Annotated in this window: 18 protein-coding genes and 1 pseudogene; 8 read left to right on the top strand and 11 right to left on the bottom strand. The window is 67.3% G+C overall.

What is annotated here, in order from left to right; translation table 11 throughout:
- Positions 1–22 precede the first annotated feature (22 nt).
- The 5 genes from BN1263_RS11100 to prpB all read right to left on the bottom strand — a co-directional run bounded on the left by BN1263_RS11100 (position 23) and on the right by prpB (position 7,587).
- Positions 23–1,483 (bottom strand): bifunctional 2-methylcitrate dehydratase/aconitate hydratase, encoded by a 1,461-nt coding sequence (locus tag BN1263_RS11100; protein WP_058981169.1) that lies wholly within the window; start codon positions 1,481–1,483, stop codon positions 23–25.
- 71 nt (positions 1,484–1,554) lie between these two features.
- Entirely contained in the window at positions 1,555–2,733 is a 1,179-nt protein-coding gene (prpF, locus tag BN1263_RS11095) for a 2-methylaconitate cis-trans isomerase PrpF (RefSeq protein ID WP_058981167.1), read from the bottom strand.
- 51 nt (positions 2,734–2,784) lie between these two features.
- Positions 2,785–5,403 (bottom strand): Fe/S-dependent 2-methylisocitrate dehydratase AcnD, encoded by a 2,619-nt coding sequence (gene acnD / locus BN1263_RS11090; RefSeq protein WP_058981165.1) that lies wholly within the window; start codon positions 5,401–5,403, stop codon positions 2,785–2,787.
- Positions 5,404–5,500: 97 nt separating this feature from the next.
- Positions 5,501–6,658 (bottom strand): bifunctional 2-methylcitrate synthase/citrate synthase, encoded by a 1,158-nt coding sequence (gene prpC / locus BN1263_RS11085; RefSeq protein ID WP_005418357.1) that lies wholly within the window; start codon positions 6,656–6,658, stop codon positions 5,501–5,503.
- A gap of 35 nt (positions 6,659–6,693) precedes the next feature.
- Positions 6,694–7,587, bottom strand: a complete 894-nt coding sequence (gene prpB / locus BN1263_RS11080) for a methylisocitrate lyase (protein WP_005418360.1) — start codon at positions 7,585–7,587, stop codon at positions 6,694–6,696.
- Positions 7,588–7,741: 154 nt separating this feature from the next.
- On the opposite strand from prpB, the gene prpR reads away from it, so the two are divergent.
- On the top strand, positions 7,742–9,325 hold the full coding sequence (prpR, locus tag BN1263_RS11075; RefSeq protein WP_058981164.1) for a propionate catabolism operon regulatory protein PrpR: 1,584 nt from the start codon (positions 7,742–7,744) through the stop codon (positions 9,323–9,325).
- A 185-nt stretch (positions 9,326–9,510) separates the two neighbouring features.
- Here prpR and BN1263_RS11070 read toward each other — a convergent pair.
- From BN1263_RS11070 to pdxH, 3 genes and pseudogenes are all read right to left on the bottom strand, one after another.
- Positions 9,511–10,010: pseudogene (locus tag BN1263_RS11070) on the bottom strand (DoxX family protein).
- A gap of 158 nt (positions 10,011–10,168) precedes the next feature.
- Positions 10,169–10,528 (bottom strand): YqfO family protein, encoded by a 360-nt coding sequence (locus BN1263_RS11065; RefSeq protein WP_058981162.1) that lies wholly within the window; start codon positions 10,526–10,528, stop codon positions 10,169–10,171.
- Positions 10,529–10,537: 9 nt separating this feature from the next.
- Entirely contained in the window at positions 10,538–11,137 is a 600-nt protein-coding gene (gene pdxH, locus BN1263_RS11060; protein WP_058981159.1) for a pyridoxamine 5'-phosphate oxidase, read from the bottom strand.
- Between the two features lie 40 nt (positions 11,138–11,177).
- On the opposite strand from pdxH, the gene BN1263_RS11055 reads away from it, so the two are divergent.
- On the top strand, positions 11,178–12,005 hold the full coding sequence (locus tag BN1263_RS11055; protein WP_058981158.1) for a hypothetical protein: 828 nt from the start codon (positions 11,178–11,180) through the stop codon (positions 12,003–12,005).
- Positions 12,006–12,011: 6 nt separating this feature from the next.
- Here the strand turns inward: BN1263_RS11055 and BN1263_RS11050 are convergent, their stop codons facing one another.
- The gene (locus BN1263_RS11050) at positions 12,012–12,215 is read right to left on the bottom strand and encodes a dodecin family protein (RefSeq protein ID WP_005410663.1); all 204 of its coding nucleotides are present in this window, start codon (positions 12,213–12,215) and stop codon (positions 12,012–12,014) included.
- A 98-nt stretch (positions 12,216–12,313) separates the two neighbouring features.
- Here BN1263_RS11050 and BN1263_RS11045 point away from each other — a divergent pair, with 98 nt between their 5' ends.
- From BN1263_RS11045 to mdtD, 5 genes are all read left to right on the top strand, one after another.
- Positions 12,314–12,856 carry a shikimate kinase gene (locus BN1263_RS11045; protein WP_058981156.1) on the top strand — a complete coding sequence of 181 codons (543 nt, stop codon included), beginning with the start codon at positions 12,314–12,316 and terminating at the stop codon, positions 12,854–12,856.
- On the top strand, positions 12,853–13,965 hold the full coding sequence (gene aroB, locus BN1263_RS11040; protein ID WP_058981154.1) for a 3-dehydroquinate synthase: 1,113 nt from the start codon (positions 12,853–12,855) through the stop codon (positions 13,963–13,965). Before BN1263_RS11045 ends, aroB begins: the two co-directional genes overlap by 4 nt.
- A gap of 170 nt (positions 13,966–14,135) precedes the next feature.
- Positions 14,136–14,375 (top strand): WGR domain-containing protein, encoded by a 240-nt coding sequence (locus tag BN1263_RS11035; protein WP_014038141.1) that lies wholly within the window; start codon positions 14,136–14,138, stop codon positions 14,373–14,375.
- Positions 14,376–14,401: 26 nt separating this feature from the next.
- Positions 14,402–15,484 carry a uroporphyrinogen decarboxylase gene (gene hemE / locus BN1263_RS11030; protein ID WP_058981152.1) on the top strand — a complete coding sequence of 361 codons (1,083 nt, stop codon included), beginning with the start codon at positions 14,402–14,404 and terminating at the stop codon, positions 15,482–15,484.
- Between the two features lie 92 nt (positions 15,485–15,576).
- Positions 15,577–16,986, top strand: coding sequence for a multidrug transporter subunit MdtD (gene mdtD / locus BN1263_RS11025; protein ID WP_058981150.1), 1,410 nt, complete (start codon positions 15,577–15,579; stop codon positions 16,984–16,986).
- 515 nt (positions 16,987–17,501) lie between these two features.
- On the opposite strand, the gene BN1263_RS11020 is transcribed toward mdtD, so the two are convergent.
- Together BN1263_RS11020 and BN1263_RS11015 are read right to left on the bottom strand one after the other, a co-directional pair.
- On the bottom strand, positions 17,502–21,029 hold the full coding sequence (locus BN1263_RS11020) for a hybrid sensor histidine kinase/response regulator (protein ID WP_058981148.1): 3,528 nt from the start codon (positions 21,027–21,029) through the stop codon (positions 17,502–17,504).
- Positions 21,030–21,125: 96 nt separating this feature from the next.
- The gene (locus BN1263_RS11015; RefSeq protein WP_058981146.1) at positions 21,126–24,671 is read right to left on the bottom strand and encodes a hybrid sensor histidine kinase/response regulator; all 3,546 of its coding nucleotides are present in this window, start codon (positions 24,669–24,671) and stop codon (positions 21,126–21,128) included.
- A 164-nt stretch (positions 24,672–24,835) separates the two neighbouring features.
- Here BN1263_RS11015 and BN1263_RS11010 point away from each other — a divergent pair, with 164 nt between their 5' ends.
- Complete coding sequence (locus tag BN1263_RS11010) at positions 24,836–25,468, top strand: YceI family protein (RefSeq protein ID WP_058981144.1); 633 nt, start codon at positions 24,836–24,838, stop codon at positions 25,466–25,468.
- Positions 25,469–25,471: the final 3 nt, after the last annotated feature.

The following is a 25,471-nucleotide window of genomic DNA, read 5'->3' as shown; positions in this document are numbered from 1 at the left end:
AGGGCCGGCACTACCGATCGCCCTAGCCCGGCAGATACAGGTCCACGTAGTCGGTCACCGGCATTGCCGCCAGGGCCACCGGGTTCAGCGATGCGGCCAGGATGCGCTGCTGCTGGCTGGGCGGGGAGCGGCGGGCCAAGTGCCGGCGGAACTTGTCCATCAGCAACGGAATGCCTTCCTCGCGACGGCGCGCGTGGCCCAGCGGGCACTCCACCAGCACCTCCGGCAGCGCGGTGCCATCGGTGAAGCGCACGCTCAGGCCATTGGCGATGCTGCGCTTTTCCGGGTCCAGGTAATCGGCGCTGAGCTGCGGGTCTTCATGGCAGGTCATCTTCGCGCGCAGCGCATCGATGCGCGGATCCGCCGCCACATCGTCCTCGTAGTCCTCGGCCGTCAACCGCCCGTGCAGCAGCGCGATCGCGACCATGTACTGCACGCAGTGGTCACGGTCAGCGGGATTGTGCAACGGGCCCTGCTTGTCGATGATGCGGATGCAGGCTTCTTGGGTCCGGATCGCGATGTGCGCGATGTCCTCGACCCGCCGCCCCATCGCACGCAACTGCTGGTGCAGCATGACCGCGGCCTCCACTGCGGTCTGGCCGTGGAACTCGGCCGGGTAGCTGATCTTGAACAGCACGTTCTCCATCACATAGCTGCCCAGCGGTCGCCCCAGCGTCAGTGCCTGACCGCGCATGGACACGGCCTCGAAGCCCCAGGTTGGCGCGCTCAGCACGCTGGGATAGCCCATCTCACCGCTGGCTGCCATCAAGGCCAGGCGCACGCCACGGCTGGTCGCATCGCCGGCCGCCCAGCTCTTGCGCGAGCCGGTGTTGGGTGCGTGCCGGTAGGTGCGCAGCGCTTGGCCATCGACCCAGGCCAGCGACAGCGCATTGAGCATGCGCTCGCGGTCCAGCCCGAGCAGTTGGGCGACCACGGCCGTGGTGGCCACCTTGACCAGCACCACGTGGTCGAGCCCCACCCGGTTGAAGGAGTTCTGCAGCGCCAGCACGCCCTGGATCTCGTGCGCCTTGATCATCGCCAGCAGCACGTCGTGCACCGTGGGCGCCGGGCGGCGCAGGGCCTGCGCGTTGCGCCCCAGCCAATCGCAGACGGCAAGGATGCCCCCCAGGTTGTCCGACGGGTGCCCCCATTCGGCCGCCAGCCAGGTATCGTTGAAATCCAACCAGCGCACCATCGCGCCGATGTTGAAGGCGGCCTGCACCGGGTCCAGCACGTAGTGCGTACCCGGAACGCGCGCGCCGTTGACCACGCTGATGCCCGGCACCAGTGGACCAAGCAGTTTGCTGCAGGCCGGGAAGGACAGCGCTTCCAGGCCGCAGCCCAGCGTGTCGAGCAGGCAGTGGTGCGCGGTCTGGAACGCCAGGGGTGAGTCGATGCGCGCGTCGCGCACGTAGTCGACGATGCCCACCAGCAGCGCATCCCACGCTGCACGCTCATTGGATGGGGTGTGGTTGTCGGACATCGTCGATCTCCTCGTTCCGGTGCACGGTTGCCCGTGCACCATGCCAACCAAGGTTGGCATCTACCAGAGCACTATTCGGCCGGCACCCGCACCTTGCCTTCCATCAGCACGCGGGCGCTGCGGCTCATGATGGCCTTGGTCACCGTCCACTGTCCGTCAACGAGACCGGCCTGCGCGCCCACGCGCAACGTGCCCGAGGGATGACCGAAGGTCACCGCTTCACGTTCGCCACCGCCGGCCGCGCGATTGACCAGCGTGCCCGGAATCGCTGCTGCGGTGCCGATCGCCACGGCAGCGGTACCCATCATCGCGTGGTGCAGCTTTCCCATCGACAACGCACGTGCATGCAGGTCGATCGCCGAGGCCGGAATGGCCTTGCCACTGGACGACACGTAATCCTGCGCCGGTGCCACGAAGGCCACCTTCGGCGTGTGCTGGCGCGTGGCCGCATCTTCCAGGTTCTTGATCAGCCCCATGCGCAAGGCGCCGTAGGCGCGGATCTTCTCGAAGCGCTCCAGCGCCCCCTTGTCCTCGTTGATCGCAGGCTGCAGTTCGGTGCCGGTGTAGCCCAGGTCGGTCGCATTGAGGAAGATGGTCGGAATGCCGGCGGTGATCATGGTCACCTCGAAACTGCCCACGCCCGGCACGTCCAGGGTGTCGACCAGGTTGCCGGTCGGGAACATCGCGCCCGCATCGCCGTCATCGGACGGATCGATGAACTCCAGCTGGATCTCGGCGGCCGGGAAGGTCACGCCATCCAGCTCGAAATCACCGGTCTCCTGCACTTCGCCGTCGCGCATCGGCACGTGGGCGATGATGGTCTTGCCGATGTTGGCCTGCCAGATGCGCACGGTGCACAGGCCATCGCGCGGCACGCGGGACGGATCGATCAGGCCGTTGGCGATCGCGAACGGACCTACCGCAGTGCTGAGGTTGCCGCAGTTGCCGCTCCAGTCGACGAAGGCGGTGTCGATCGAGACCTGGCCGTACAGGTAGTCCACATCGTGGTCCGGCACCGAGGCGGTGGAGATGATCACGCACTTGCTGGTGCTGGAGGTGGCGCCACCCATGCCGTCAGTCTGCTTGCCATACGGATCGGGCGAGCCGATCACGCGCATCAGCAGCGCATCGCGTGCGGCGCCCGGCACCTGCGCGGCTTCGGGCAGGTCCTGCAGGCGGAAGAACACGCCCTTGCTGGTGCCGCCGCGCATGTAGGTGGCGGGAATACGGAGTTGCGGGAGGAAGGTCATGGATGTGTTCCTTGCAAAGAAAGACGGCCCGTTGCCGGGCCGTCGGATGTCTTACGCCACCTTGGCGCCTTCCAGGAAGTCCTGGGCGAAGCGCTGCAGCACGCCACCGGCTTCGTAGATCGCCACTTCCTCGTCGCTGTCCAGGCGGCAGGTCACTGGCACGATCACGTCCTGGCCGTCGCGGCGGTGGATGACCAGCGTCAGGTCGGCGCGCGGGGTGCGCTCGCCGATCACGTCGAAGGTCTCGGTGCCGTCGATGCCCAGGGTCAGGCGGGTGGTGCCCGGCTTGAACTCCAGCGGCAGCACACCCATGCCGATCAGGTTGGTGCGGTGGATGCGTTCAAAGCCTTCGGCCACGATCGCTTCCACACCTGCCAGGCGCACGCCCTTGGCGGCCCAGTCACGCGAGCTGCCCTGGCCGTAGTCGGCACCGGCGATGATGATCAGCGGCTGCTTGCGCGCCATGTAGGTCTCGATCGCTTCCCACATGCGCATCACCTTGCCTTCCGGCTCCACGCGCGCCAGCGAACCCTGCTTCACGCTGCCATCGTCGTTGCGCACCATTTCGTTGAACAGCTTCGGGTTGGCGAAGGTGGCGCGCTGTGCGGTCAGGTGGTCACCGCGGTGGGTAGCGTAGGAATTGAAGTCCTCTTCCGGCAGGCCCATCTTCGCCAGGTATTCGCCGGCGGCACTGGACGCCAGGATCGCGTTGGACGGCGACAGGTGATCGGTGGTGATGTTGTCCGGCAGCACCGCCAGCGCGCGCATGCCTGCCAGCGTGCGCTCGCCGGCCAGTGCGCCCTCCCAGTACGGAGGACGACGGATGTAGGTGCTCTGCGGGCGCCAGTCGTACAGCGGGCTGACTGCGGCACCGTTCTCCACGCGCACGTTGAACATCGGGTTGTAGACCTTGCGGAACTGCTCGGGCTTCACCGAGGCCTTCACCACCGCGTCGATCTCGGCATCGCTCGGCCAGATATCCTTCAGGCGCACCTCGTTGCCATCGGCGTCCACGCCCAGCACGTCCTTCTCGATATCGAAGCGCACGGTGCCGGCGATGGCATAGGCGATCACCAGCGGCGGCGAGGCCAGGAAGGCCTGCTTGGCGTACGGGTGGATGCGGCCATCGAAGTTGCGGTTACCCGACAGCACAGCCGTTGCGTACAGGTCACGGTCGATGATTTCCTGCTGGATCTTCGGGTCCAGCGCACCACTCATGCCATTGCAGGTAGTGCACGCGAAGGCGACGATGCCGAAGCCGAGCTGTTCCAGGTCCGGCAGCAGACCGGATTCTTCCAGGTACAGCTGCACGGCCTTGGAACCCGGCGCCAGCGAGGACTTCACCCACGGCTTGCGCAGCAGGCCACGTTCGTTGGCCTTGCGCGCCAACAGTGCTGCGGCGATCACGTTGCGCGGGTTGGAGGTGTTGGTGCAGCTGGTGATGGCGGCGATGATCACCGCGCCATCGGGCATCAGGCCCTGCGCCTGCTCGGCCTTGCCCGCTGCCAGCTTGGCCTCGTCGGCGATGCCGCGCTCGGCCAGCTCGGCGGTCGCCACGCGCTTGTGCGGGTTGGACGGGCCGGCCATGTTGCGCACTACGCTGGACAGGTCGAAGCGCAGCACGCGCTCGTACTGCGCGGTGGCCAGGTCGTCAGCCCACAGGCCAGTGGTGCGGGCGTAGTTCTCCACCAGCGCCACCTGCGATTCCTCGCGGCCGGTCAGGCGCAGGTAATCGATGGTCTGCCCGTCGATGTAGAACATCGCGGCGGTCGCGCCGTATTCGGGGCACATGTTGGAGATGGTGGCGCGGTCACCGATGGTCAGTGCCGCCGCCCCCTCGCCGAAGAATTCAAGATACGCGCCGACCACGCGCTCCCTGCGCAGGAATTCGGTCAGCGCCAGCACCACGTCGGTGGCGGTGATGCCCGGCTGCGGCCTGCCGGTCAGCTCGACGCCGATGATGTCCGGCAGCCGCATCCACGAGGCACGACCGAGCATCACGTTCTCCGCTTCCAGGCCGCCCACACCGATGGCGATCACACCCAGCGCATCCACGTGCGGGGTGTGGCTGTCGGTGCCCACGCAGGTGTCGGGGAAGGCCACGCCGTCCTGCACGTAGATCACCGGCGACATCTTCTCCAGGTTGATCTGGTGCATGATGCCGTTGCCCGGCGGAATCACGTCCACGTTCTGGAACGCCTGCTTGGTCCAGTCGATGAAGTGGAAACGGTCTTCGTTGCGGCGATCCTCGATGGCGCGGTTCTTCTCGAAGGCCTGCGGATCGTAGCCACCGCATTCCACCGCCAGCGAGTGATCGACGATCAACTGCACCGGCACCACCGGATTGACCTTGGCCGGGTCACCGCCCTTGTCAGCAATCGCATCACGCAGGCCGGCCAGGTCCACCAGAGCAGTCTGGCCGAGGATGTCGTGGCAGACCACGCGTGCGGGGAACCATGGGAAATCGAGGTCGCGGCGGCGCTCGATCAGCTGCTTCAGCGAATCGCCGAGCGTGGCCGGATCGCAGCGGCGCACCAGGTTCTCGGCCAGCACGCGCGAGGTGTACGGCAGAGTGGCGTAGGCGCCGGGCTGGATCGCATCGACGGCGGCACGCGCGTCGAAATAGTCCAGCGCGCTGCCGGGGAGGTTCTTGCGGTAATCGGTATTCATGGGCTGGCGGAATGCTTGGGGCGGGCCGGGTGCCGGCGGTGCGGCGGCGAAAGCATCCGGCCGGCACGCGGCCGGCCGGATGAGTACAGCAGGTGGATCAGACGCGCTTGTCGATGGCGACGAAGTCGCGGTCTTCCGGACCGATGTAATTGGCGCTCGGGCGGATGATCTTACCGTCGATGCGCTGCTCGATGATGTGCGCGCTCCAGCCGGCGGTGCGGGCGATCACGAACAGCGGAGTGAACATCGCGGTCGGCACGCCCATCATGTGGTAGCTGACGGCGCTGAACCAGTCCAGGTTCGGGAACATCTTCTTGATGTCCCACATCACCGATTCCAGGCGCTCGGCGATGTCGTACATCTTCATGCTCGACTGCTCTTCAGACAGCTCGCGGGCCACGTCCTTGATCACCTTGTTGCGCGGGTCGGACACGGTATAGACCGGGTGGCCGAAGCCGATCACCACTTCCTTGCGCTCGACGCGGGCCTTGATGTCTTCCTCGGCTTCATCCGGGTTGTCGTAGCGCTTCTGCACTTCGAACGCCACTTCGTTGGCACCGCCATGCTTGGGACCGCGCAGCGCGCCGATGCCACCGCAAATCGCGCTGTACATGTCGCTGCCGGTGCCGGCGATGACCCGGCAGGTGAACGTCGAGGCGTTGAACTCGTGCTCGGCGTACAGGATCAGCGAGGTGTGCATCGCCTTCACCCACGAGTCCTGCGGCTTCTCGCCGTGCAGCAGGTGCAGGAAGTGGCCACCGATCGAGTCATCGTCGGTTTCCACGTCGATGGCACGGCCGTTGTGGCTCCAGTGGTACCAGTACAGCAGCATCGAGCCGAGGCAGGCCATCAGCTTGTCGGCAATGTCGCGCGCGCCCGGGTGGTTGTGGTCGTCCTTCTCCGGCGCCACGCAGCCGAGCACGGAGACACCAGTGCGCATCACGTCCATCGGGTGTGCCGACGGCGGCAGTTCTTCCAGCGCGGCCTTCACCGCCGCCGGGATGCCACGCAGCGACTTCAGCTTGGCCTTGTACGAAACCAGCTCGGCGCGGGTCGGCAGCTTGCCGTGCACCAGCAGGTAGGCGATCTCCTCGAATTCGCTGGTGTTGGCCAGGTCCAGGATGTCATAGCCACGGTAGTGCAGGTCGTTGCCGCTGCGGCCCACGCTGCACAGCGCGGTGTTGCCGGCAGCGGTGCCGGACAGGGCGACGGACTTCTTCGGCTTGAAGGTGGGGGTTGCGGTCGTATCGTTCATGTTTCCCTCCGAAACTTGATGGTGCAGGGTACTGCTTATTTCTTGGCGGCGAACAGCGCATCGAGCTGCTGCTCGAAGGCGTGATAGCCGATGCGGTCGTACAGCTCTTCGCGGGTCTGCATGGTCTCCACCACGTTGCGCTGATGGCCATCGCGGCGCACCGCCTGGTACACGTTCTCGGCCGCCTTGTTGGCCGCGCGGAACGCCGACAGCGGGAACAGCTGGATGGCGACGCCGGCCGAGGCCAGTTCATCGCGACTGAACAGCGGGGTGGCACCGAATTCGGTGATGTTGGCGAGCACCGGCACCTTCACCGCGTCCACGAAGCGGCGGTAGGTGTCCAGATCGTAGGCGGCCTCGGCGAAGATGCCGTCGGCACCGGCCTCGACGCAGGCGATGGCGCGCTCGATCGCCTTGTCCACGCCGTCCACCTGGATGGCATCGGTACGCGCGATCAGGAAGAAGTCCGGGTCGGTCTTGGCATCGGCAGCGGCCTTCACACGGTCCACCATTTCGCCCTGAGAGACGATTTCCTTGCCCGGACGGTGACCGCAGCGCTTGGCGCCAACCTGGTCTTCGATGTGGCAGGCGGCCGCGCCTGCCTTGATCAGCGACTTCACGGTGCGCGCGATGTTGAACGCGCTCGGGCCGAAGCCGGTGTCGATGTCGACCATCAACGGCAGGTCGCAGACATCGGTGATGCGGCGCACGTCCACCAGCACGTCTTCCAGGGTGTTGATGCCCAGGTCCGGCAGGCCCAGCGAGCCGGCGGCAACACCGCCACCAGACAGGTAGATGGCGCGGAAGCCGGCGCGCTTGGCCAGCAGGGCGTGGTTGGCGTTGATCGCGCCGATCACCTGCAACGGCGATTCGGCAGCCAGCGCCTCACGGAAGCGAGCACCGGCGGAGAAAGGAGCGGAAGCGGTCATGCGGCGATCCAGGTTGAAGTACGGGACAGAGGGCGCAAGCCCCGTGCCAAGCTGCAAGCCTTTGATTTCACAGACATGACCACCCCGCAACAGTGAAACATATGAAACATTGAAACGGATGTATCATGAAACATTCCGACCAATTGCTGCCGTCATGTACCTGCCCCGCACCCCGCTGCGCCACGCCGATGCCGACCCCGGCCGTCCGGTGATCTGGACCGTCAGCGTTTCGCGCCTGACCGGCCTGCTCGGCGACGTCATCCCCGAGTTCGACCGCCGTGCGCGCATCGAGCAGATCAACCTCGGCTTCGAGGAAGCCGTGGACGTGATCGGCAAACGCCTGCGCCGTGAGCATTGCGACGTAGTGATCGCCGGCGGCTCCAATGCCGCCTGGCTACGCGGGCGGCTGGAGCTGCCACTGGTGCCGATCCAGGCCAACGGCTTCGACCTGATGGAAGCGCTGGCCCGTGCCCGCCGCATAGCCAGCCGCATCGGCCTGGTCACCCACGCCAGCGACGTGCCGGTGTTCAGCAACTTCCAGCAGAGTTTCGGCCTGGATATCGAGCATCGCCGCTTCGTCACCCGCGAGGACGCGCGCGACTGCATCGCCGACCTGCGCGCCAATGGCATCGAGGTGATCGTCGGCACCGGCATGGCCATCGACCATGCCGAGCAGGCCGGCCTGCCCGGCGTGCTGCTGTACTCCGCCGATTCGGTACGGCAGGCGTTCGAACACGCCCTCGAACTGACCCAGACCCTGGCACGTTCCGGCAGCAACCGCGCTGCACCGCGCCGGCGCCCGGCAGTGCGCAGCGACGCGCACGAACTGCTCGGCGACAGCGACTTGATGGCGCAGGTACGCGCTCAAATCGCGCTCTACGCACCGCATGACAGCACCGTGCTGGTCACCGGCGAAACCGGCACCGGCAAGGAACTGGTGGCGCGCCAACTGCACGCCGCCAGCGGCCGTCGCGGGCGCTTCGTGGCGCTGAACTGCGGCGCCATCAGCGAATCGCTACTGGAAGCGGAGCTGTTCGGCTACAGCGATGGCGCCTTCACCGGCGCACGTCGTGGCGGCCGCGTTGGCCTGGTCGAGGCCGCTGACGGCGGCACCCTGTTCCTGGATGAAATCGGCGAACTTCCGCTGCCACTGCAGACCCGCCTGCTGCGGGTGCTGGAAGAACGCGAGGTACTGCGTGTCGGCGCCACCGAACCGACCCCGGTCGACCTTCGCGTGGTGGCCGCGACCCTGCAGTCGCTCGAGCAGCGCGTGGCGGCCGGCAGCTTCCGCCGCGACCTGTATTACCGCCTGGCCGCGCTGCGCATCGCCCTGCCCGCACTGCGTGCCCGGCGCGGTGACATCCCGCTGCTGGCGCAGCATTTCTTCCGCCAGCTGCGTGGTATCGACGCGCCACTGGATGCGGAGGCGCTGGCGGTGCTGACCACCGCAGAGTGGCCCGGAAATGTGCGCGAATTGCGCAATCTGGTGGATCGGCTGCGCATCCATTGGCAACCTGGTGAAGGGCTGATTGATGCGGCGCGACTGCTGCAGCTGGCACCCGAGCTGGTGAATGAGGGCGCCGCTGCGCTACCAGTGGAAAGCAACGGCAAGCGCCCGCCGCGTGCGCAGTTGGAAACGCTGTTGCAGGAACACCGCAATGACCGCGAGGGGATGGCGCAGGCGCTGGGCGTGTCACGCACCACACTCTGGCGCTGGCTGCGCGCGGAGGGATTGTAACGTCCTGCCATCTGGCTGGTGCACACCGATCTCTGGCCGGGGCGAACCGATGCCGATGTCTGTTGAGGGCAACCCGATGCCTGGGCGGTGCGAAGCGATCCCCAGTGGGTGCGAACCTTGGTTCGCACCGCTTTTCCCAATCACCCCATCCACGCATGGCGTGGATCTACTGGAGCGTCCAGGCGCTACAGCACGCTCGTCGGTCGGGCGCGGAATAAAGTGCAACAGCGTGCCCAACGCGCTTCTATCGCGAACCGTCCACTCCCAACTGCGGCAATCCACAACAGCAACACACCCAGCGGCACCTCGCTCAGGTAGAAGAACCAGCTCAACCAATTCGGTACGCTCAGTCCCGCAGGAATGCGCGCGATGCCATCGGTCAGCGCCGCCACCGCACAGATCCCCGCCAGCAGCAGGGCCGAATGCCGGCTGAGCAGGCCCAGCACCAGCAGGCCGCCCGCAATCCATTCAGTGCCGCCGAGCACCGGCGCACTGAACACCGGGAACGGAATCCCCGCATCGACCAGCGTATGCACCATGCGTTCGCGGCCCGCATCGGTGAACACCTTGTTCAGCCGGACACGCAGAACATCATCCCGGCCACGACGCGGGCGATCAACAGCAGGAACGCTTCCACGCCGCGACGCGGCGGCGGCACCGCAAACAGGTAACGCCAGGAGGGCATGGCAACTCCGGAAGTCGAGAACACCCGTCGGAGTGTGCCGGCTAAGGGCCTGCTCGCAGATGAAGCAAGCCGGTCCATTTGCGACGGCCTGCTCTTGTGGAGTCGAGCCCTGCTCGACTGCCTCATGCGTCGGAGCAGCAGCCGAGCATGGCACGGCTCTACAACCGCCGTGCGTCGGCCAGCAGAAGCTCGATTTCCTCCACCTGCACCACCGGCACCTGCCACGGGTGATGCGGCGCGATGCCCTGTTCGAAGATGCGCTGCAGTCGCTGCGGATCGCGCGGCAGGCAGAATTCCAGGCGTACGCTGTCGACCACTTCGGTGCGCCCCGCCTCACCCTGTACGGGCGACGCACCCACGCGCGGGCGGAACTGTTCGAAGCCCGGCGCCGACCACCACATGCCGTGCTCGTAGTCGCCGGCCACCAGCGCATCCACCGCGAGGATGCCCTGCTTCACCGCGTCCAGGGCTGCCGGCGGCACGAACACCACCACGCGGTACAGCGGCAGGCGTTGCACCGGCCATCCTTACGGATACAGCAGGCGCTTGCTCCAGCGCCCTTCGGCACCGGCTTCATAGCACCAGCGCTCGTGCAGGCGGAACTGCGCGCCGTACCAGAATTCGATACGGTCAGGCACTACCCGCAGACCACTCCAGCCGTCCGGACGCGGCACGTCCTTGCCGTCGAAACGTGCCTCGACCTCCGCCACGCGGGCATCGAACTCCTCACGCGTCGCCAGCGTCTTCGACTGCTGCGAGGCCCACGCGCCGATCTGGCTCATGCGCGGGCGGCTGGCGAAATAGGCGTCGGCCTCAGCATCGGCGACCTGCTCGACACGGCCCTCGATGCGTACCTGGATGCCGGCCTCGCGCAGGCTGCGCCACAGGAACAACAGCGCGGCCTGCGGATTGGCGTGCAGCTCACGGCCCTTGTGGCTGTCCAGGTGCGTGTAGAAGACGAAGCCGCGCTCGTCGAAGGCCTTCAGCAGCACGGTGCGCGCCGACGGGCGCCCCTGCGCATCTGCAGTCGCCACGGTCATCGCGTTGGGCTCGACCTCGCGGCTCTGTTTGGCCTCCTCGAACAGGCGGGCAAACGTGGACAGGGCTTCGGCGTACAGGTCGCTCATGATGGCGTTGTTCTCACACGGTTTGGGCTATTGTGGCTGCATGGCCGCTGCTGCGTATATGCCCCAGGTGAAAGGATTCCCCGAAACATTGGCCGAACAGGTGCTGGATGATGCACTGGGCAACGCTGCAGCGGTTCCAGTATTGGCGATCAGCGGCCTGCAGGGGAGCGGCAAATCGACGCTGGCCGCGCAGGTGGTGGCGCGCGCCCAGTCGCGCGGCCTGAACGCCGCCACGCTGTCCATCGATGATGTCTACCTGACCCGCGCACAGCGGCAGCGGCTGGCCCGCCAGGTGCATCCGCTGCTGATCACGCGCGGCCCGCCGGGCACCCACGACCTGACGCTGGCCCACGCGGTGCTCGACGCCGTAACCGCACGCCAGCCTTTGGCGATGCCCCGCTTCGACAAGCTGGCCGACGAACGCGTGCACGAAGCGCAATGGCCGCGTATCGAGCAGCCCCTCGATCTGCTGGTGTTCGAAGGCTGGTTCCTGGGCACGCCGGCGCAGGATGACGCCGCGCTGGACAGCCCGTTGAACGCACTGGAGCGCGAAGCCGACGCCGATGGTCGCTGGCGGCGCTGGTGCAACCAGGCGCTCGCCCGCGACTACCCGGCGCTGTGGCAGCGCTGCGACCGCCTGTGGTTCCTGCAGCCGCCGGATTTCTCGGTGGTACCGCGCTGGCGCTGGCAGCAGGAGCAGAATCTGCAGGCCGCGCAGCCGGGCCGGCACGGCATGAGCCGGCCACAGCTGGAGCGCTTCGTGCAGTACTACGAGCGGGTCAGCCGCCAGGCGCTGCATGCCCTGCCCGCCCTGGCCGACCACGTGGTGGTGCTGGGCGGCCAGCGACAGGTGCAGGACGTGCGCTGAGCGCGCCTATTCCACCAGGAAGGTCACCCGCAGGTTGACCCGCCATTCGGTGATTTCGCCGCTGCCATTGGTCACCACCTTGGTCTCGTTCACCCAGGCGCCCTGGATGCCCTTGACCGTCTCGGAGACCTTCTTCAGACCGCTGCGCACGGCGTCCTCCACGCTCTTCGGCGAGGAGGCGGTGATTTCGATGACCTTGGCGACCGTCATGGCCTGTACTCCGGTTGGCGCGGGAAACCCCGCAGAAACGCCTACCCTGACGTGAAGGACGTAAAGGCCAGGGCACGGAGGTGTTAGCATCAGAGGGCATGAATCCTGCTCCGAACCTGATCCTGATCGGCCCGATGGGCGCCGGCAAAACCTGCATCGGCCGCCGCCTGGCCGAGCGTTTCACGCTGGACTTCGTCGATGTCGACCAGGCCATCGTCGACGCCGCCGGCGCCAGCATCCCGACCATTTTCGAGCACGCCGGCGAAGCCGGCTTCCGCAGCCATGAGCGGCAGGCCTTGGCCCGCGTGCTGGAAGGCCGAGGCCAACTGGTCTCCACCGGCGGCGGAGCGGTGCTGGATCCGGGCAACCGCGCATTGATTGCCCGGCGCGGCTTCGTGGTCTACCTGCGGGTCGGCGTGGCCGCGCAGCTGGAACGCCTGGCCCGCGACAAGGGCCGGCCGCTGCTGCAGCGCCCGGACCGCGAGCAGGTGCTGCATGATCTGGCCGCACAGCGCGATCCGCTGTACCGAGAACTGGCCGACCTCACGCTCGATACCGACCCGTATACCGCTGCCGACGCGACTGCCCAACTGGTAGTCAAGCTGGCCACGCAATGGCAGCGCCAGGACATGACCACATGATTTCCCCCGCCTTGCTGCAGGTCGCCGTTGGCGGCGATCGCCCCTACTCCATCACCATCGGCGCCGGTGCCCTGGCCGATGGCGCTGCACTGGTTTCACACGTGCGCGGCCGCCATGTGCTGCTGCTCAGCGACAGCGAAGTGGCTCCGCGCTATCTGGCGTCGGCCAAGCAGACGCTGTTGGCCGCACGCCCCGACCTGATCGTCGGCGAGCACGTGCTGGCCGCCGGCGAAGCCTCCAAGACGCTGGCCGAATTCGGCCGTGCCATCGAAGCGCTGGCTGCGCTCGGCGCCACCCGCGATGCCTGCGTGTTCGCGCTGGGCGGCGGCGTGGTCGGTGATCTCGCCGGCTTCGCCGCGGCCTGCTGGATGCGGGGCGTGGACTGCGTGCAGCTGCCCACCACCCTGCTGGCGATGGTCGATTCGTCTGTCGGTGGCAAGACCGCGGTCGACATTCCCGCCGGCAAGAACCTGGTCGGCGCCTTCCATCCACCGCGCGCGGTCATCGCCGATACCCGCGTGCTGGCCAGCCTGCCAGCGCGCGAGCTGCGTGCCGGCCTGGCCGAAGTGGTGAAGTACGGCGCGCTGGGCGATGCCGTGTTCTTCGAATGGCTGCAGCAGCATGCCGATGCGCTGCTGGCCGGCGAGGATGCCACGCTGGCCGAAGCCATCGCGCGCAGCTGCCGGCACAAGGCCGCCATCGTCGAGCGCGATCCATTCGAGAAGGGCGAGCGTGCCCTGCTCAACCTCGGCCACACCTTCGGCCATGCCATCGAAACCGAGCAGGGCTACTCCGCGCCCGGCCGCGATGCGCTGAACCATGGCGAGGCGGTGGCGGTGGGCATGGTGCTGGCGGCGAAGCTGTCCACCGACCTGGGCCTGGCCGACGATGCCGACCGCGCGCGCCTGCAGGCACTGCTGGAACGCCTGGGCCTGCCGGTGGCAATCCCGGCCGGGCTCGACCCGCAGGCCCTGCTCGGCCGCATGCGCCTGGACAAGAAGAACGTGGCCGGCCGCCTGCGCCTGGTGCTGTGGCGCGGCATGGGGCGTGCCGAAGTGGTGCCGGACGTGGATGAGGCGGCGGTGCTGAAGGTGCTGTCGGGCCGGTAGAGCCGAGATGCGCGAGGGGATTGCCGGCCAGCGGCCGGCACTACCGGGATGCGCGGGAGGATTGCCAGCCAGCGGCCGGCACGACCGGGCTGCGCGGCAGGATTGCCGGCCAGCGACCGGCACGGCCGCGTTGCGGCCGGGGTCACTCTGGCCCCGCTACAATCGTCGGCATGCACGTCTACCTGCAACATCCCGACGCCGGCGCGCAGGCACCGCGCTTCCTGCGCCTGAGCCTGCTGCCGGACCTGTTCGGCGGCTGGGAGCTGCTGCGCGAGAGCGGTCGCGTCGGCAGCCGCTCGCAGTTGCGGCGCGAGCTGTTCCTGCAGGCTGACGAAGCCCGCCACGCCTTTGAGAAGGCCCGCGATGCCGAACTGCATCGCGGTTTCCAGATCCTCTCGCACGGCGACTGACGCCGCTGCCAACTTTCGTCCAAGGAATGCCCATCGTGACCAGCCCTCTCCGCAACGATCGCCTGCTGCGCGCCCTGCGCCGCGAACCGGTGGACTGCACCCCTGTCTGGCTGATGCGCCAGGCCGGCCGCTATCTGCCGGAGTACCGCGCGACCCGGGCCAAGGCCGGCAGCTTCCTGGCCATGGCCAAGACCCCGGAGATTGCCTGCGAAGTCACCCTGCAGCCGCTGCGCCGCTTCCCGCTGGATGCGGCCATTCTGTTCTCGGACATCCTCACCATTCCCGATGCGATGGGCCTGGAGCTGTACTTCGTCGAAGGCGAAGGCCCGAAGTTCCGCCACCCGGTGCGTGACGAAGCCGCCATCGCCCGGCTGGCGGTGCCGGACATGGAACAGGACCTGGGCTACGTGATGGATGCGGTGCGCCTGATCCGCCGCGAACTGGACGGCCAGGTGCCGCTGATCGGCTTCTCCGGCAGCCCGTGGACACTGGCCTGCTACATGGTGGAAGGCGGTGGCAGCAAGGACTTTGCGCGCATCAAGGCCATGGCACTGAACCACCCGCAGGCCCTGCACCGCCTGCTGGAGGTCACCACCGACGCCGTGATCGCCTACCTCGGCGCGCAGCGCGCCGCCGGTGCGCAGGCGCTGCAGGTGTTCGACACCTGGGGCGGCGTGCTGTCGCCGGCAATGTACCGCGAGTTCTCGCTGCGCTACCTGCAGCGCATCGCCGAAGGCCTGGACCGTGGCCAAGGCAGCGAACGCACGCCGCTGATCCTGTTCGGCAAGGGCACCGGCCTGCACCTGGAAGCACTGTCGCAGACTGGCGCCGACGCGCTGGGCCTGGACTGGACGCTGGACCTGGATGAGGCCATGCGCCGCACCGGCGGCCGCGTCGCCCTGCAGGGCAACCTCGACCCGACCACGCTGTACGCCTCGCCGGATGCGATCGCCGCCGCTGCCGCGCGCGTGCTCGACACCTATGCCGCCGGCAACGGCGGCTCGCGCGAGGGCCATGTGTTCAACCTCGGCCATGGCATGTCGCCAGACATGGACCCGGCGCATGTACAGGTGCTGGTCGACGCAGTGCACGCGCACAGCCAACGCTGAGCATTCCGCATGCAGGTACGGCGCGACCTTGATCGCGCCGTGACCCGCAGTGCGCGATCATGGCGGCCCCCACGCTGCACCGACCGCACCCCATGTCCACATCGCCATCGACCTACAACCGCCAGCGTCCCCTGCTGTGGCTGGTGTCCTTGGCGATCTTCATGCAGATGCTGGACTCGACCATCGTCAACACGGCGTTGCCGGCGATGGCGGCCAGCCTGGGCGAGAGCCCGCTGCAGATGCAGTCGGTGGTGTTCAGCTATGCGCTGGCGGTGGCCACCTTCATTCCCGCCTCGGGCTGGATCGCCGACCGCTATGGCACCCGGCGCACCTTCCTGGTGGCGATCATCCTGTTCACCCTCGGCTCGCTGGCCTGCGCGTTGGCCCAGCACCTGCACCAGCTGGTCGGTGCGCGCGTGCTGCAGGGCATCGGCGGTGCGATGCTGCTGCCGGTCGGCCGGCTGGCGGTGATGCGCTCGGTGCCACGCGAGGATTTCCTGCGCGCGATGAGCTTCATCGCCATCCCCGCGCTGGTCGGCCCGCTGATCGGCCCCACGCTGGGCGGCTGGCTGGTCGAGATCGCCTCATGGCACTGGGTGTTCCTGATCAACCTGCCGATCGGCGTGATCGGTTTCATCGTCGCGATGAAGATCATGCCCGACCATTACGCCAGCCATCGCACCCGCTTCGACCTGCGCGGCTACGTCATGCTGGCCTTTGCGATGGTGGTGCTGTCGCTGGCACTGGACGGCATCTCCGGGCTCGGCACGCCACACGCACTGGTGATGCTGATGACCGTGGCCGGCCTGGCGGCGCTGGTGGGCTACTGGCTGCACGCCGCCAACTCCACCGCGCCGTTGTTCTCGCTGGCGCTGTTCCGCGTGCCCAGCTACCGCATCGGCATCCTCGGCAACCTGTTCTCGCGCATCGGCAGCAGCGCCATGCCGATGCTGATCCCGTTGCTGTTGCAGGTCGGCCTGGGCCTGGGCCCGATGAACGCCGGCCTGATGATGGTGCCGGTGGCGGCGGCCGGCATGGTGTCGAAGAAGCTGGCGGTAAAGCTGGTCGAGCGCTACGGCTACCGCCGCGTACTGATGGTCAACACCGTGCTGGTGGGCCTGGCGATGGCCAGCTTCATCCTGATGACACCGGGCCAGCACCTGGCCTGGCGCCTGCTGCAGCTGGCGTTCTTCGGTGCGGTCAATTCGCTGCAGTTCACCGTGATGAACACCGTAACCCTGCGCGACCTGGACCGCGAATTCGCCAGTTCCGGCAACAGCCTGCTGTCGATGGTGATGATGCTCGCCGCTGGTTTCGGTGCCGCCGCTGCGGGCAGCCTGCTGGCCGCGTTCGGCAACCACTTGGACAGCAACAGCGCGACCGCCGCGCTGCATGCCACGTTCCTGTGCGTAGGCGCGATCACGCTGACTTCGACGATGATCTTCTGGCAGCTACCCGATACCAAGCCGGAGCCACGGCAGGTCGAGCACGTGGCGGAGTGAGGGTGGTTCGGCAGGGCCTGCGGCCCTGCACCTGCAGAGGCTTCAAGCCAAGGCAACAGCAACAGCAACAGCTGGCGTCCTGCGGGATGGCGGGGTGGATCCGTTTGCGGGAGACGCCGTAAACCCATCCCTGGGGGCTTGGCCGCGGCATCCATGCCGCAGACACTCCCGCAACCGGACCCACCCCGCCTTCGACAGAATTCTGCGATCTGCAGTAGATCCACGCCATGCGTGGATGCTTTTCGATCTCAATTCGACATATTCGATCTCGATAGAGATTCATCCACGCATGGCGTGGATCTACCCGATCGCGAAAATCTGTCAGAGGTGGGGCGGTGTGGGCTTGCAGGACCGTTGGCGCCATGGATGGCGCCATCGAGCCCCCATGGACGGGTTTACGGCGTGTCCTGCAAGCCCACACCGCCCCACCACCCACGGAATGCCTGCTTTTGCCGTTGCTGTTGCCTTGGCTTGAAGCCTCTGCAGGTGCAGGGCTGCAAGCCCTGCAATAAACCCTACCTGCCCATCGCCCTGGCGATCGCTTCCAGCAGCAGTTCACCGGTCACCGGCTTGCGCAGGAAACCGCCGATGCCGGCCGCTTCCACCTGCTGCTGCAGGTCCGGATCGGTCCGCGCGGTCACGGCAAGCAGCGGCAGCATGTAGCCCTGGTTGCGCAGGTGCTGGGCCAGTTCGAAACCGCTCAGGCCCGGCAGGTCCAGGTCCAGCAGGCCGACGTCGAAATCGCCGGCACTGATCTCGCGCAGCGCCGCCAGCGCATGGCCTGCATGCACCACCTCATGCCCACGCGCACTCAGCAGCCCGCGTATCACATCGGCCACGGTCGCGTCGTCTTCCACCAGCAGTACCCGCAATGGCGGCATGTTGGCCGCTTCCTGGCGGTGCGTATCACCCTCTGCCTCGGCATGGGCATCGACCACCATCGGCAACGGCAACGTCACGCCGAAGCAGGTGCCACGACCGAGCTGGCTCTCCACCTGGATCCGCCCTTGCATGGCATGCGCCAGTTCGCGGCAGATTGCCAGGCCCAGGCCACTGCCACCGTACTGTGCAGCGGTGCGTGCGCCATCGGCCTGCTCGAAGCGGCGGAAAAGGCGCTGCTGTTGTTCCTGGCTGATGCCCGGGCCGGTGTCGCGCACTTCGAAATGCAGCGATCGCAGTTCGGCGTCGCTGCGGGCGTGCAGGGTGATGGTGCCGCGGCTGGTGAACTTGACCGCATTCGAGAGCAGGTTCAACAGGATCTGCCGTACCCGCATTGCATCGCCGTTGGCCTGCAGGCCGGCGGGCAGCTGGTTGTCGAGCGTGAAACGCAGACCCTTCTGCGCCGCCAACGGCCCCATCAGCGCGGCCAGGTCCTGCAGCAGGCTGCCCAGTGCGAACGGCTTGTGCTGCAGCTCCAGGCGGCCCGATTCGATCCGCGCCAGGTCCAGCGCATCGTTGACCAGATGCAGCAGGTGCTCGCCGGCATGGCGGATCGATTGTGTATAGCCACGCTGCTGCGGATCCAGCGGCGAGGCCAGCAGCAGCTCGCTCATACCCAGCACACCGGTCATCGGTGTACGTATCTCGTGGCCAAGATTGGCCAGGAAGCGGGTCTTGGCCGCCGACGCCTGTTCGGCCAGTTCCTGCTTGTGCAGCGCAAGCTGGTAGGCGTGGCGACGTTGCAGGCGCCGACGGTAAAGCCAGGCAAACCAGCTGGTCAGCAGCAGCGCGAACGAGGCAAGCATCAACAGGCCGGACAAGCTGCGCCACCACGGTGGCTGCACGCGGAATTCCAGGCTCTGCACACGTGACCAGACATGGTCAGCCGACCGCGCCTGCACTTCCAGCCGATAGCTGCCCGGTGCCAGCCGCGAGAACAAGCGCTCACCGGCCGGCCCCACTTCCACCCAGTCCGGGTCATAGCCGGCCAAGCGGTAACGATAGGTGTTGGACGCCGAATCGGCGAACGACAACAGGCGCGCGACGATGCGCAGATCGCGGTCGCCGTCGGCGATCTGCAACGGCGCGTCGTGGGTGAGGTCCAGCACCTGCTCGTTGCGGCGCACCTCCACCCGCTCGATCACCAGCGGCGCACGCCGCATCGACGGACGTACCTGCTTCGGGTCGAACACCACCACACCGGCCGGTGTACCTGCCACCAGATGACCGTCTGCCGACATCACCAGCGTGTGTTCGCGGAATTCCTGGCTCGGCAGGCCATCGTGCACGCCATACAGGCGCACACTCTGGCCGTCGGCCCCGATGCGCACCAGGCCACGCGCACTGGTTGCCCACGCCACCCCCTGCGCATCGACCACCAGCCCCGAGGCGGAGATCGCCGGGTAGCCCTGCTCTGCACCGATCACGGCCTGCCGCTCCAGCCGGCCCTGGCTCCAGCGGTAGCGCGACAGGCGGCCATCTTCGGACAGCCAGACCTGGCCATCGGTGCCCACGTGCAGTGCATGGATCGCGGTCGCCGGCGCACCCGGCACCGGCTGGAAACGCTCGCTTTCCGGCAGCCACTGCAGCAGGCCACGGCTGCTTGCCAGCCAGATATGGTCCTGTGGCCCGCATTCCACGTCCAGATTGAGCTGGCCCTGCTGCAATCCACGCTGGCCATTATCCAGTTGGCGCCGCAGGCGCCCATCAAGATCGCGTTGCTGAAGCCCCGACGGCAGCATCAGCCAGAGACTGTCACCATCACAGGTCATCATGGATTCGATGACCCCTTCCATGGTCGCGTCGGCGCCGGCATCCCGGCCCCAGCGGCGCAGATCACGCCGCTTCGGGTCATAGCGCAGCAGTGCGTCGTTGGAACCGATCCAGACCTGGCCGCGGCGATCCTCGCGCACCGAGGTCAGCCAGTGCATGCCGTTGACCCAGGTACGGTGCTGTTCGATGCTGCCGGTCTTCGGATCGAAACGGTCCAGCGCGCCGTGGCTGCCGACCGTCCAGATGCCGCCATTGCTGGAGGGGCTGGTGCCCAGCACGAAGGCATTGCGCAGCGAGCGGGGGTCGTCCTCCAGCCGCGACAGCACCGAGAACTGCCACCAGCGCGGCAACAGGTGCCACAGGCCGGCATTCGTGCTGGCCAACCAGATGCCGCCCTCGCGATCCTCGTAGGCGCCTGTCCAGTTCGGGCGCACCGGGCCACGTGCCACCGCGCTGTACAGGGGCACGGCCTGGTACTGGCCATCGACCGCCCGGCCGAGTCCGGTGCGGGTGTCCAGCCAGTGCCCGCCCTGCTCGTCGCGCAGCATCATGCCCAGCACCTGCTCGCCTTCGGGCAGCTTCCAGGACGGTGCCTCGAAACGACCATCGGGACGGCGCACCATGGCACCGGCCATCGTGCTGATCCAAAGGCTGCCATCGGATTCGGCCGTCAAGCCATTGATCAGCAGGCTGGGAATGATGCCGGCCCCGACCCGCTCAAAGTCCGTGCCGGTCCAGCGCGCGACGCCATGCTTGGTGCCGATCCACAGGCTGCCGTCAGCCAGGGTGGCCAGGTACGGCACCGATGCCGCCGGCAGGCTGCGCGGGTTGTTCGCTTCAGGCAGGAAGCGCTGCAACCGGTCCTGGTTGTCCAGGCGGTACAGACCACCTTCGTGGGTGCCGAACCAGACCGAACCATCCGGCGTGGTGGCCAGGCTCCAGACCGTGTTGGTGCCCATCAACGGCTGGCTGCTGCGGTCGTAGAAGTGCAGCTGGCGGCGATCGGCCGACATCCGTACAAGGCCGGCGTTCTCGGTGCCGATCCAGAGCTGGTTGCGGGCATCGACCAGCACCGTCCAGATGCGGTTGTCGCGCAGGCCGTCTTCCGAGCGCCAGATCCGGTAGTTGCGCCCGTCGTAGCGGGCCAGGCCGTCGTTGGTCGCGATCCAGAGGTAACCGTAACGATCCTCGGCCATGCGGTTCACGGTGTTGGACGGCAAGCCGTCGAACACCGTCACCTGGCGCGGGTTCGGTGGCACCGGCTGCGCCGCAGCGGGTGACAGGCCGCACAGGAGGACCAGCAGCAGCATCGCCGCCCGCAGATACACCACCGATTGCCTCCTCACGCTGCTTCTGATGATTCCCGCACTACGGGCGTCGGCATGGTAAACCGAAAGTCGCGACGTTCACGCCCGGCGCTGGCGCATTCAAAGGGCGGTTTGTCGTTTTGCGCGCGCCTGGGCAATGGCAGTCACCAGCATGTCACCGGTCACCGGCTTGCGCAGGAAGCCATCGAACCCAGCCGCCAGGACCTGGGTCTCGGCGTAGGCGTCGGACCGTGCAGTGACCGCCACCAGGGGAAGTTCATAGCCCATGGTGCGCAGCTGCCGGGCGATGGCGGTGCCGTCCAGCGCCGGCAGATCCAGATCAAGCAGGCCCACGTCAAAGCCATCGGTGGCGATCTCCGATAGCGCGCCCAAACCATGCAGCACGTGCACCACGTCGTGGCCACGGCCACGCAGCAGGCCGGCGATGACCTCGGCCACGGTCGCGTCATCCTCCACCAGCAGGATGCGTAGTGACGGCAGCATCGGCAGTACCGGCAATTCGCCCGGCGCATTGGCGGCCTGCCGGTTCCAGGGCAGCGGCAGCCATACCCGGAAGCGGGCGCCCTTGCCCGGCTGGCTGTCCACTTCAATCCGCCCGTTCATGGCCACGGCCAGCTCCTGGCAGATCGCCAGGCCCAACCCGCTGCCTCCATAGCGCGACGCGGTGCGCGGGCCATCGGCCTGTTCGAAGCGATGGAACAGGCGGTCCTGCTGCTCGGCGTTGATGCCCGGGCCGGTGTCATGCACTTCGAAGCAGAGTCCACCACCGTTGTCTTCCAGCCGCACGGCCAGGCCGACGTGCCCGCGCTCGGTGAACTTGATTGCATTGCCCAGCAGATTGAGCAGGATCTGCCGCACGCGCATCTCGTCGCCACTGACGCTGATCGGCCCAGGTGGAATGTCCCCACGGCGGAACTCCAGATTGCGCTGCGTTGCCATCGGCTGCATCAACGCCTGCACCTGGTCGAGCAGGCTGGCCAGATCGAACGGGCGCAGGTCCAGCTCCAGCCGGCCGGCCTCGATGCGGGCCAGATCCAGCGCGTCATTGACCAGCCGCAGCAGGTGGCTGCCCGCCTGCTGGATCGAGCCTGCATAGCTGCGCTGCACTGGATCCAGCGGGGTGGCCAGCAGCAGTTCGCTCATGCCGAGCACGCCGGTCATCGGCGTGCGCACCTCATGGCCCAGCGTGGCCAGGAACCGGCTCTTGGCCTGTGATGCCTGCTCCGCCAGCTGCTGCTTGTGCACGGTCAACTGCCATTGCTGGCGGCGGCGCAGCCGCGCACGGATCGACCACACCACGATGAGCAGCAGCAACGAGCCGATCAGCAGGTAGCCGAAGATCGCCATGCCGCTGCGCCACCAGGGTGGCAAAACCTTTACCTGCAGCCGCTGCGAAGGTGTCCAGGCGCCACTGGCTGTCGCCGCCTGGACTTCAATGACGTAGCTGCCGGTCGGCAGCCGCGACAGCGTGCGTTGGCCGTCACCGCCCTGCTCCACCCAGTTCTGGTCGTAGCCCTGCACCCGGAAGCGGTAGCGGTTGCCCTGCGGGTTGGCATAGGAAAGCAGCCGCGCATCAATCTGCAGGTCACGGTCATCCGGCCCCAGCAACAACGTGCCGCTGGTCGGCAGCGGTTGCCAGCCACGGGCATCATCGCGCCGCACGCGGACCTCGGCGATCACCAGTGACGAAGGCGGCAGCGTGGTATCGGCGGCATTCACATCGAACTCGACCAGGCCGGTCTGGGCCACCGCCAGCACGCGACCGTCGGCATTCACCGCCGGCGGCCGACTGGTGAACTCGGCGTCCGGCAGGCCATCGCGTTCGTTGAACTGCTGCAGGCGGCGCGCTTTCGGATCCCATCGCAGCAGGCCACGTGGCGTGGTCGCCCACAGGCGGCCGTCTTCGGCCAACGCCAGCCCCCCCATGCTCACCGGCGGCACGCCCGCACTGCCATCGATGCGCTGGATCAGGCGCAGGCTCATGCCATCCCACTGATAGCGCTCGAGCGCACCTTGCCGGGCCAGCCACAGCTGCTGCGGATCGACCCACACCAGGTCATAGATCAGCCCGCGCGAAACGCCCGGCACCGCTTCGAAGCGCCCGGCCTGTTCACGCCAGATCCCCATGTCGCCCATCACCCAGGCCTTGCCCTGGGCATCGAAGCGGATCTGCTCAATCGGTGAATCGGCCGTCTTGCGGAAATCCTCCAGCGGGTAGCTGCGCAGTATGCGGCCGTCGGCACTGCGTTGCTGCAGGCCGAGGTTCATCACCGACAGCCAGACCGTGCCATCGGGGGCCTGCCGCATCAGATCGACGCGCTGGCGCAGGTCCGCGCCCCCGTCGATACGCCAATCGTGCAACGCGCCGGTGGCCGGGTCGTACACGCTGATGCGGCCGGCACGCCCCAGCCACAGGCGCCCGTCCGGCCGCGGCAGCACCGACCACACCGCCCCGCTGCCAATCTCGCGATCGCTGGCCAGCAACCGCAGGGTTCCCTGCGCATCCAGCTGGTACACGCCATGTGCCGAGCCAACGTAGTACTTCTGGCCATCGCTGGCTGCACTCAACAGGTACTGGCTGTCCAGCGGCTTGCCGTCAAGCTGGTTCCAGATCGAAAACCGGCGCCAGTCCGGGGGCAGGTAGGCCAGGCCCTGGGTCAGCAGCGCCACCCACAATCCGCCCTCGTGGTCCTGCAGCAGATCGAGCACACCACTCTGGGCAGTGAGGAAACCACTGCCGCGGTCGCCATCGAGCCGCCACAGCATGCTGGCATCTCCGCGCAACAGGCCATCGGAGGTGCCTGCCCAGTAACCGCCCTGGCGATCAGCCAGCACCAGCGCCGAACGCAGGCGCGCACTGTCGGCCCAGCGTGGACGACTGACCCGGTCCTGCGGGTCGATACGGTAGAGGCCGTCATTCTGGCTGCCGGCCCAGATCGAGCCGTCGGGGTCGCGGCTCAGGCGCAACACGCTCAGCGCCCCCAGTTCGCGCGGCGCGACAGCCTCGAACCCAGTCCCGTTCCAGCGCGCAATGCCCGCCTCGGTGCCGATCCAAAGGCGTCCCTGCGCATCGACCAGGCTGCTGTAGATGGTATTGCTGGGCAACCCCTCGGGACGGGCCGGATCATGCTCGAAGAAGCGCAGGCTGCCATCTTCACCGAAACGGCAGACGCCATGGCCGCTGGTGCCGATCCACAGTGCATCCTCGGCGTAGGCCAGCGTCCAGAACTGGCTCATGCAGGGGCCGTTGACGGTATCAAAGGTCTTGAAGCGTTCGCGGTCGGCATCCAGCCGGGCCACGCCCTTGCCATTGATGCCGACCCAGACGCGGTCCAGGGGATCGACCAGCAGGGTCTCGATTTCGTTGCCGGGCAGCGAGCCCGGCTGCTCCGGATCATGTTCCCACACCCGCAGGTTGCCACCGTCATAGCGCACCAGGCCACCATCGGTGGCGGCCCAGACATGGCCCTGGCGATCCTCGGCCAGCGCCAGCACCATGCGCGAGGGCATGCCTTCGGCGGCACCGAAACGGCGCAGCCGCGGTGTCTCGGCCATGTCCGGGGCCGCAGCCGCCGTGGCAAATGCCATCAGCAGCAGCCCCATTCCCGCGATGCCCCGGCGCCACAGGCGCCAACCGCTCGTCATCCTGAACCCCCTGTCCTGCCCCGATTGTCACACAGCGCCGGGTTCATGGCTGCAACAGGCTGTTTCCACCGGCGGACCCACCACGAACTGTTGCAGCCATGCACGCAACGTTGGCGGGGGGCTGTGCGTATGATCGCAACGTCCCCTTCCGGAGCCCGCCATCGATGCGTCCCTGCCTGGCCCTGCTGCCGATGCTGCTCGCCACCGCTCCCGCCTGGGCCGATGCGGATACCTATCGCCTCGATCCGGTGCATACCCGTGTGCTGTTCACCATCGACCACGCCGGTTACTCGCAGGCGATGGGCACGGTCTCCGGCAGTGAAGGGCGCCTGCAGTTCGATCCCGACAACTGGCGCGAAGCCACACTGGACGTGGAGGTTCCCATATCGCGATTGGACCTTGGTGATGCCAAATGGAACCAGGCCACGCTGGCGCGCAGCCTGCTGGATGGTGAGCGCTTCCCGAAGGCACACTTCGTCTCCAGCCGGGTCGAACCGATCGATGCCAGGCGCGCCCACGTGATCGGCACCCTGACCCTGCGCGGGGTCAGCCAGGAGATCACGCTGGACGTGACCCTCAACGCCATCAAGCGCTACCCCCTGCCCCCATTCCGACGCACCGCCGGTTTCTCGGCCAGCACCACGCTGAGCCGGCGCGCGTTCGGCATCACCGCTTGGCCGGGCGTCATCGGTGATGCAGTGCTGTTGAGGATCGAGGCTGAAGCCACCCTCGACCGCAGCGACGCCCCGGGAACTCCCGCTCCCGTTCCGCACTCCGACCCCAAGATGGCCCGCTAGAGG

Source organism: Stenotrophomonas thermophila (assembly GCF_001499715.1).
Taxonomy (GTDB): domain Bacteria; phylum Pseudomonadota; class Gammaproteobacteria; order Xanthomonadales; family Xanthomonadaceae; genus Stenotrophomonas; species Stenotrophomonas hibiscicola.
This window is presented reverse-complemented; position numbering and strand designations above follow the sequence as displayed.

Coding starts and splice junctions, on each gene's coding strand:
- BN1263_RS11015 (WP_058981146.1), bottom strand. CDS start 24,671: ATGACGAGCGGTTGGCGCCTGTGGCGCCGGGGCATCGCGGGAATGGGG.
- BN1263_RS11045 (WP_058981156.1), top strand. CDS start 12,314: ATGAATCCTGCTCCGAACCTGATCCTGATCGGCCCGATGGGCGCCGGC.
- mdtD (WP_058981150.1), top strand. CDS start 15,577: ATGTCCACATCGCCATCGACCTACAACCGCCAGCGTCCCCTGCTGTGG.
- prpC (WP_005418357.1), bottom strand. CDS start 6,658: ATGAACGATACGACCGCAACCCCCACCTTCAAGCCGAAGAAGTCCGTC.
- pdxH (WP_058981159.1), bottom strand. CDS start 11,137: ATGAGCGACCTGTACGCCGAAGCCCTGTCCACGTTTGCCCGCCTGTTC.
- BN1263_RS11055 (WP_058981158.1), top strand. CDS start 11,178: ATGGCCGCTGCTGCGTATATGCCCCAGGTGAAAGGATTCCCCGAAACA.
- prpB (WP_005418360.1), bottom strand. CDS start 7,587: ATGACCGCTTCCGCTCCTTTCTCCGCCGGTGCTCGCTTCCGTGAGGCG.
- BN1263_RS11050 (WP_005410663.1), bottom strand. CDS start 12,215: ATGACGGTCGCCAAGGTCATCGAAATCACCGCCTCCTCGCCGAAGAGC.
- BN1263_RS11100 (WP_058981169.1), bottom strand. CDS start 1,483: ATGTCCGACAACCACACCCCATCCAATGAGCGTGCAGCGTGGGATGCG.
- BN1263_RS11035 (WP_014038141.1), top strand. CDS start 14,136: ATGCACGTCTACCTGCAACATCCCGACGCCGGCGCGCAGGCACCGCGC.
- BN1263_RS11010 (WP_058981144.1), top strand. CDS start 24,836: ATGCGTCCCTGCCTGGCCCTGCTGCCGATGCTGCTCGCCACCGCTCCC.
- aroB (WP_058981154.1), top strand. CDS start 12,853: ATGATTTCCCCCGCCTTGCTGCAGGTCGCCGTTGGCGGCGATCGCCCC.
- prpF (WP_058981167.1), bottom strand. CDS start 2,733: ATGACCTTCCTCCCGCAACTCCGTATTCCCGCCACCTACATGCGCGGC.
- prpR (WP_058981164.1), top strand. CDS start 7,742: ATGTACCTGCCCCGCACCCCGCTGCGCCACGCCGATGCCGACCCCGGC.
- acnD (WP_058981165.1), bottom strand. CDS start 5,403: ATGAATACCGATTACCGCAAGAACCTCCCCGGCAGCGCGCTGGACTAT.
- hemE (WP_058981152.1), top strand. CDS start 14,402: ATGCCCATCGTGACCAGCCCTCTCCGCAACGATCGCCTGCTGCGCGCC.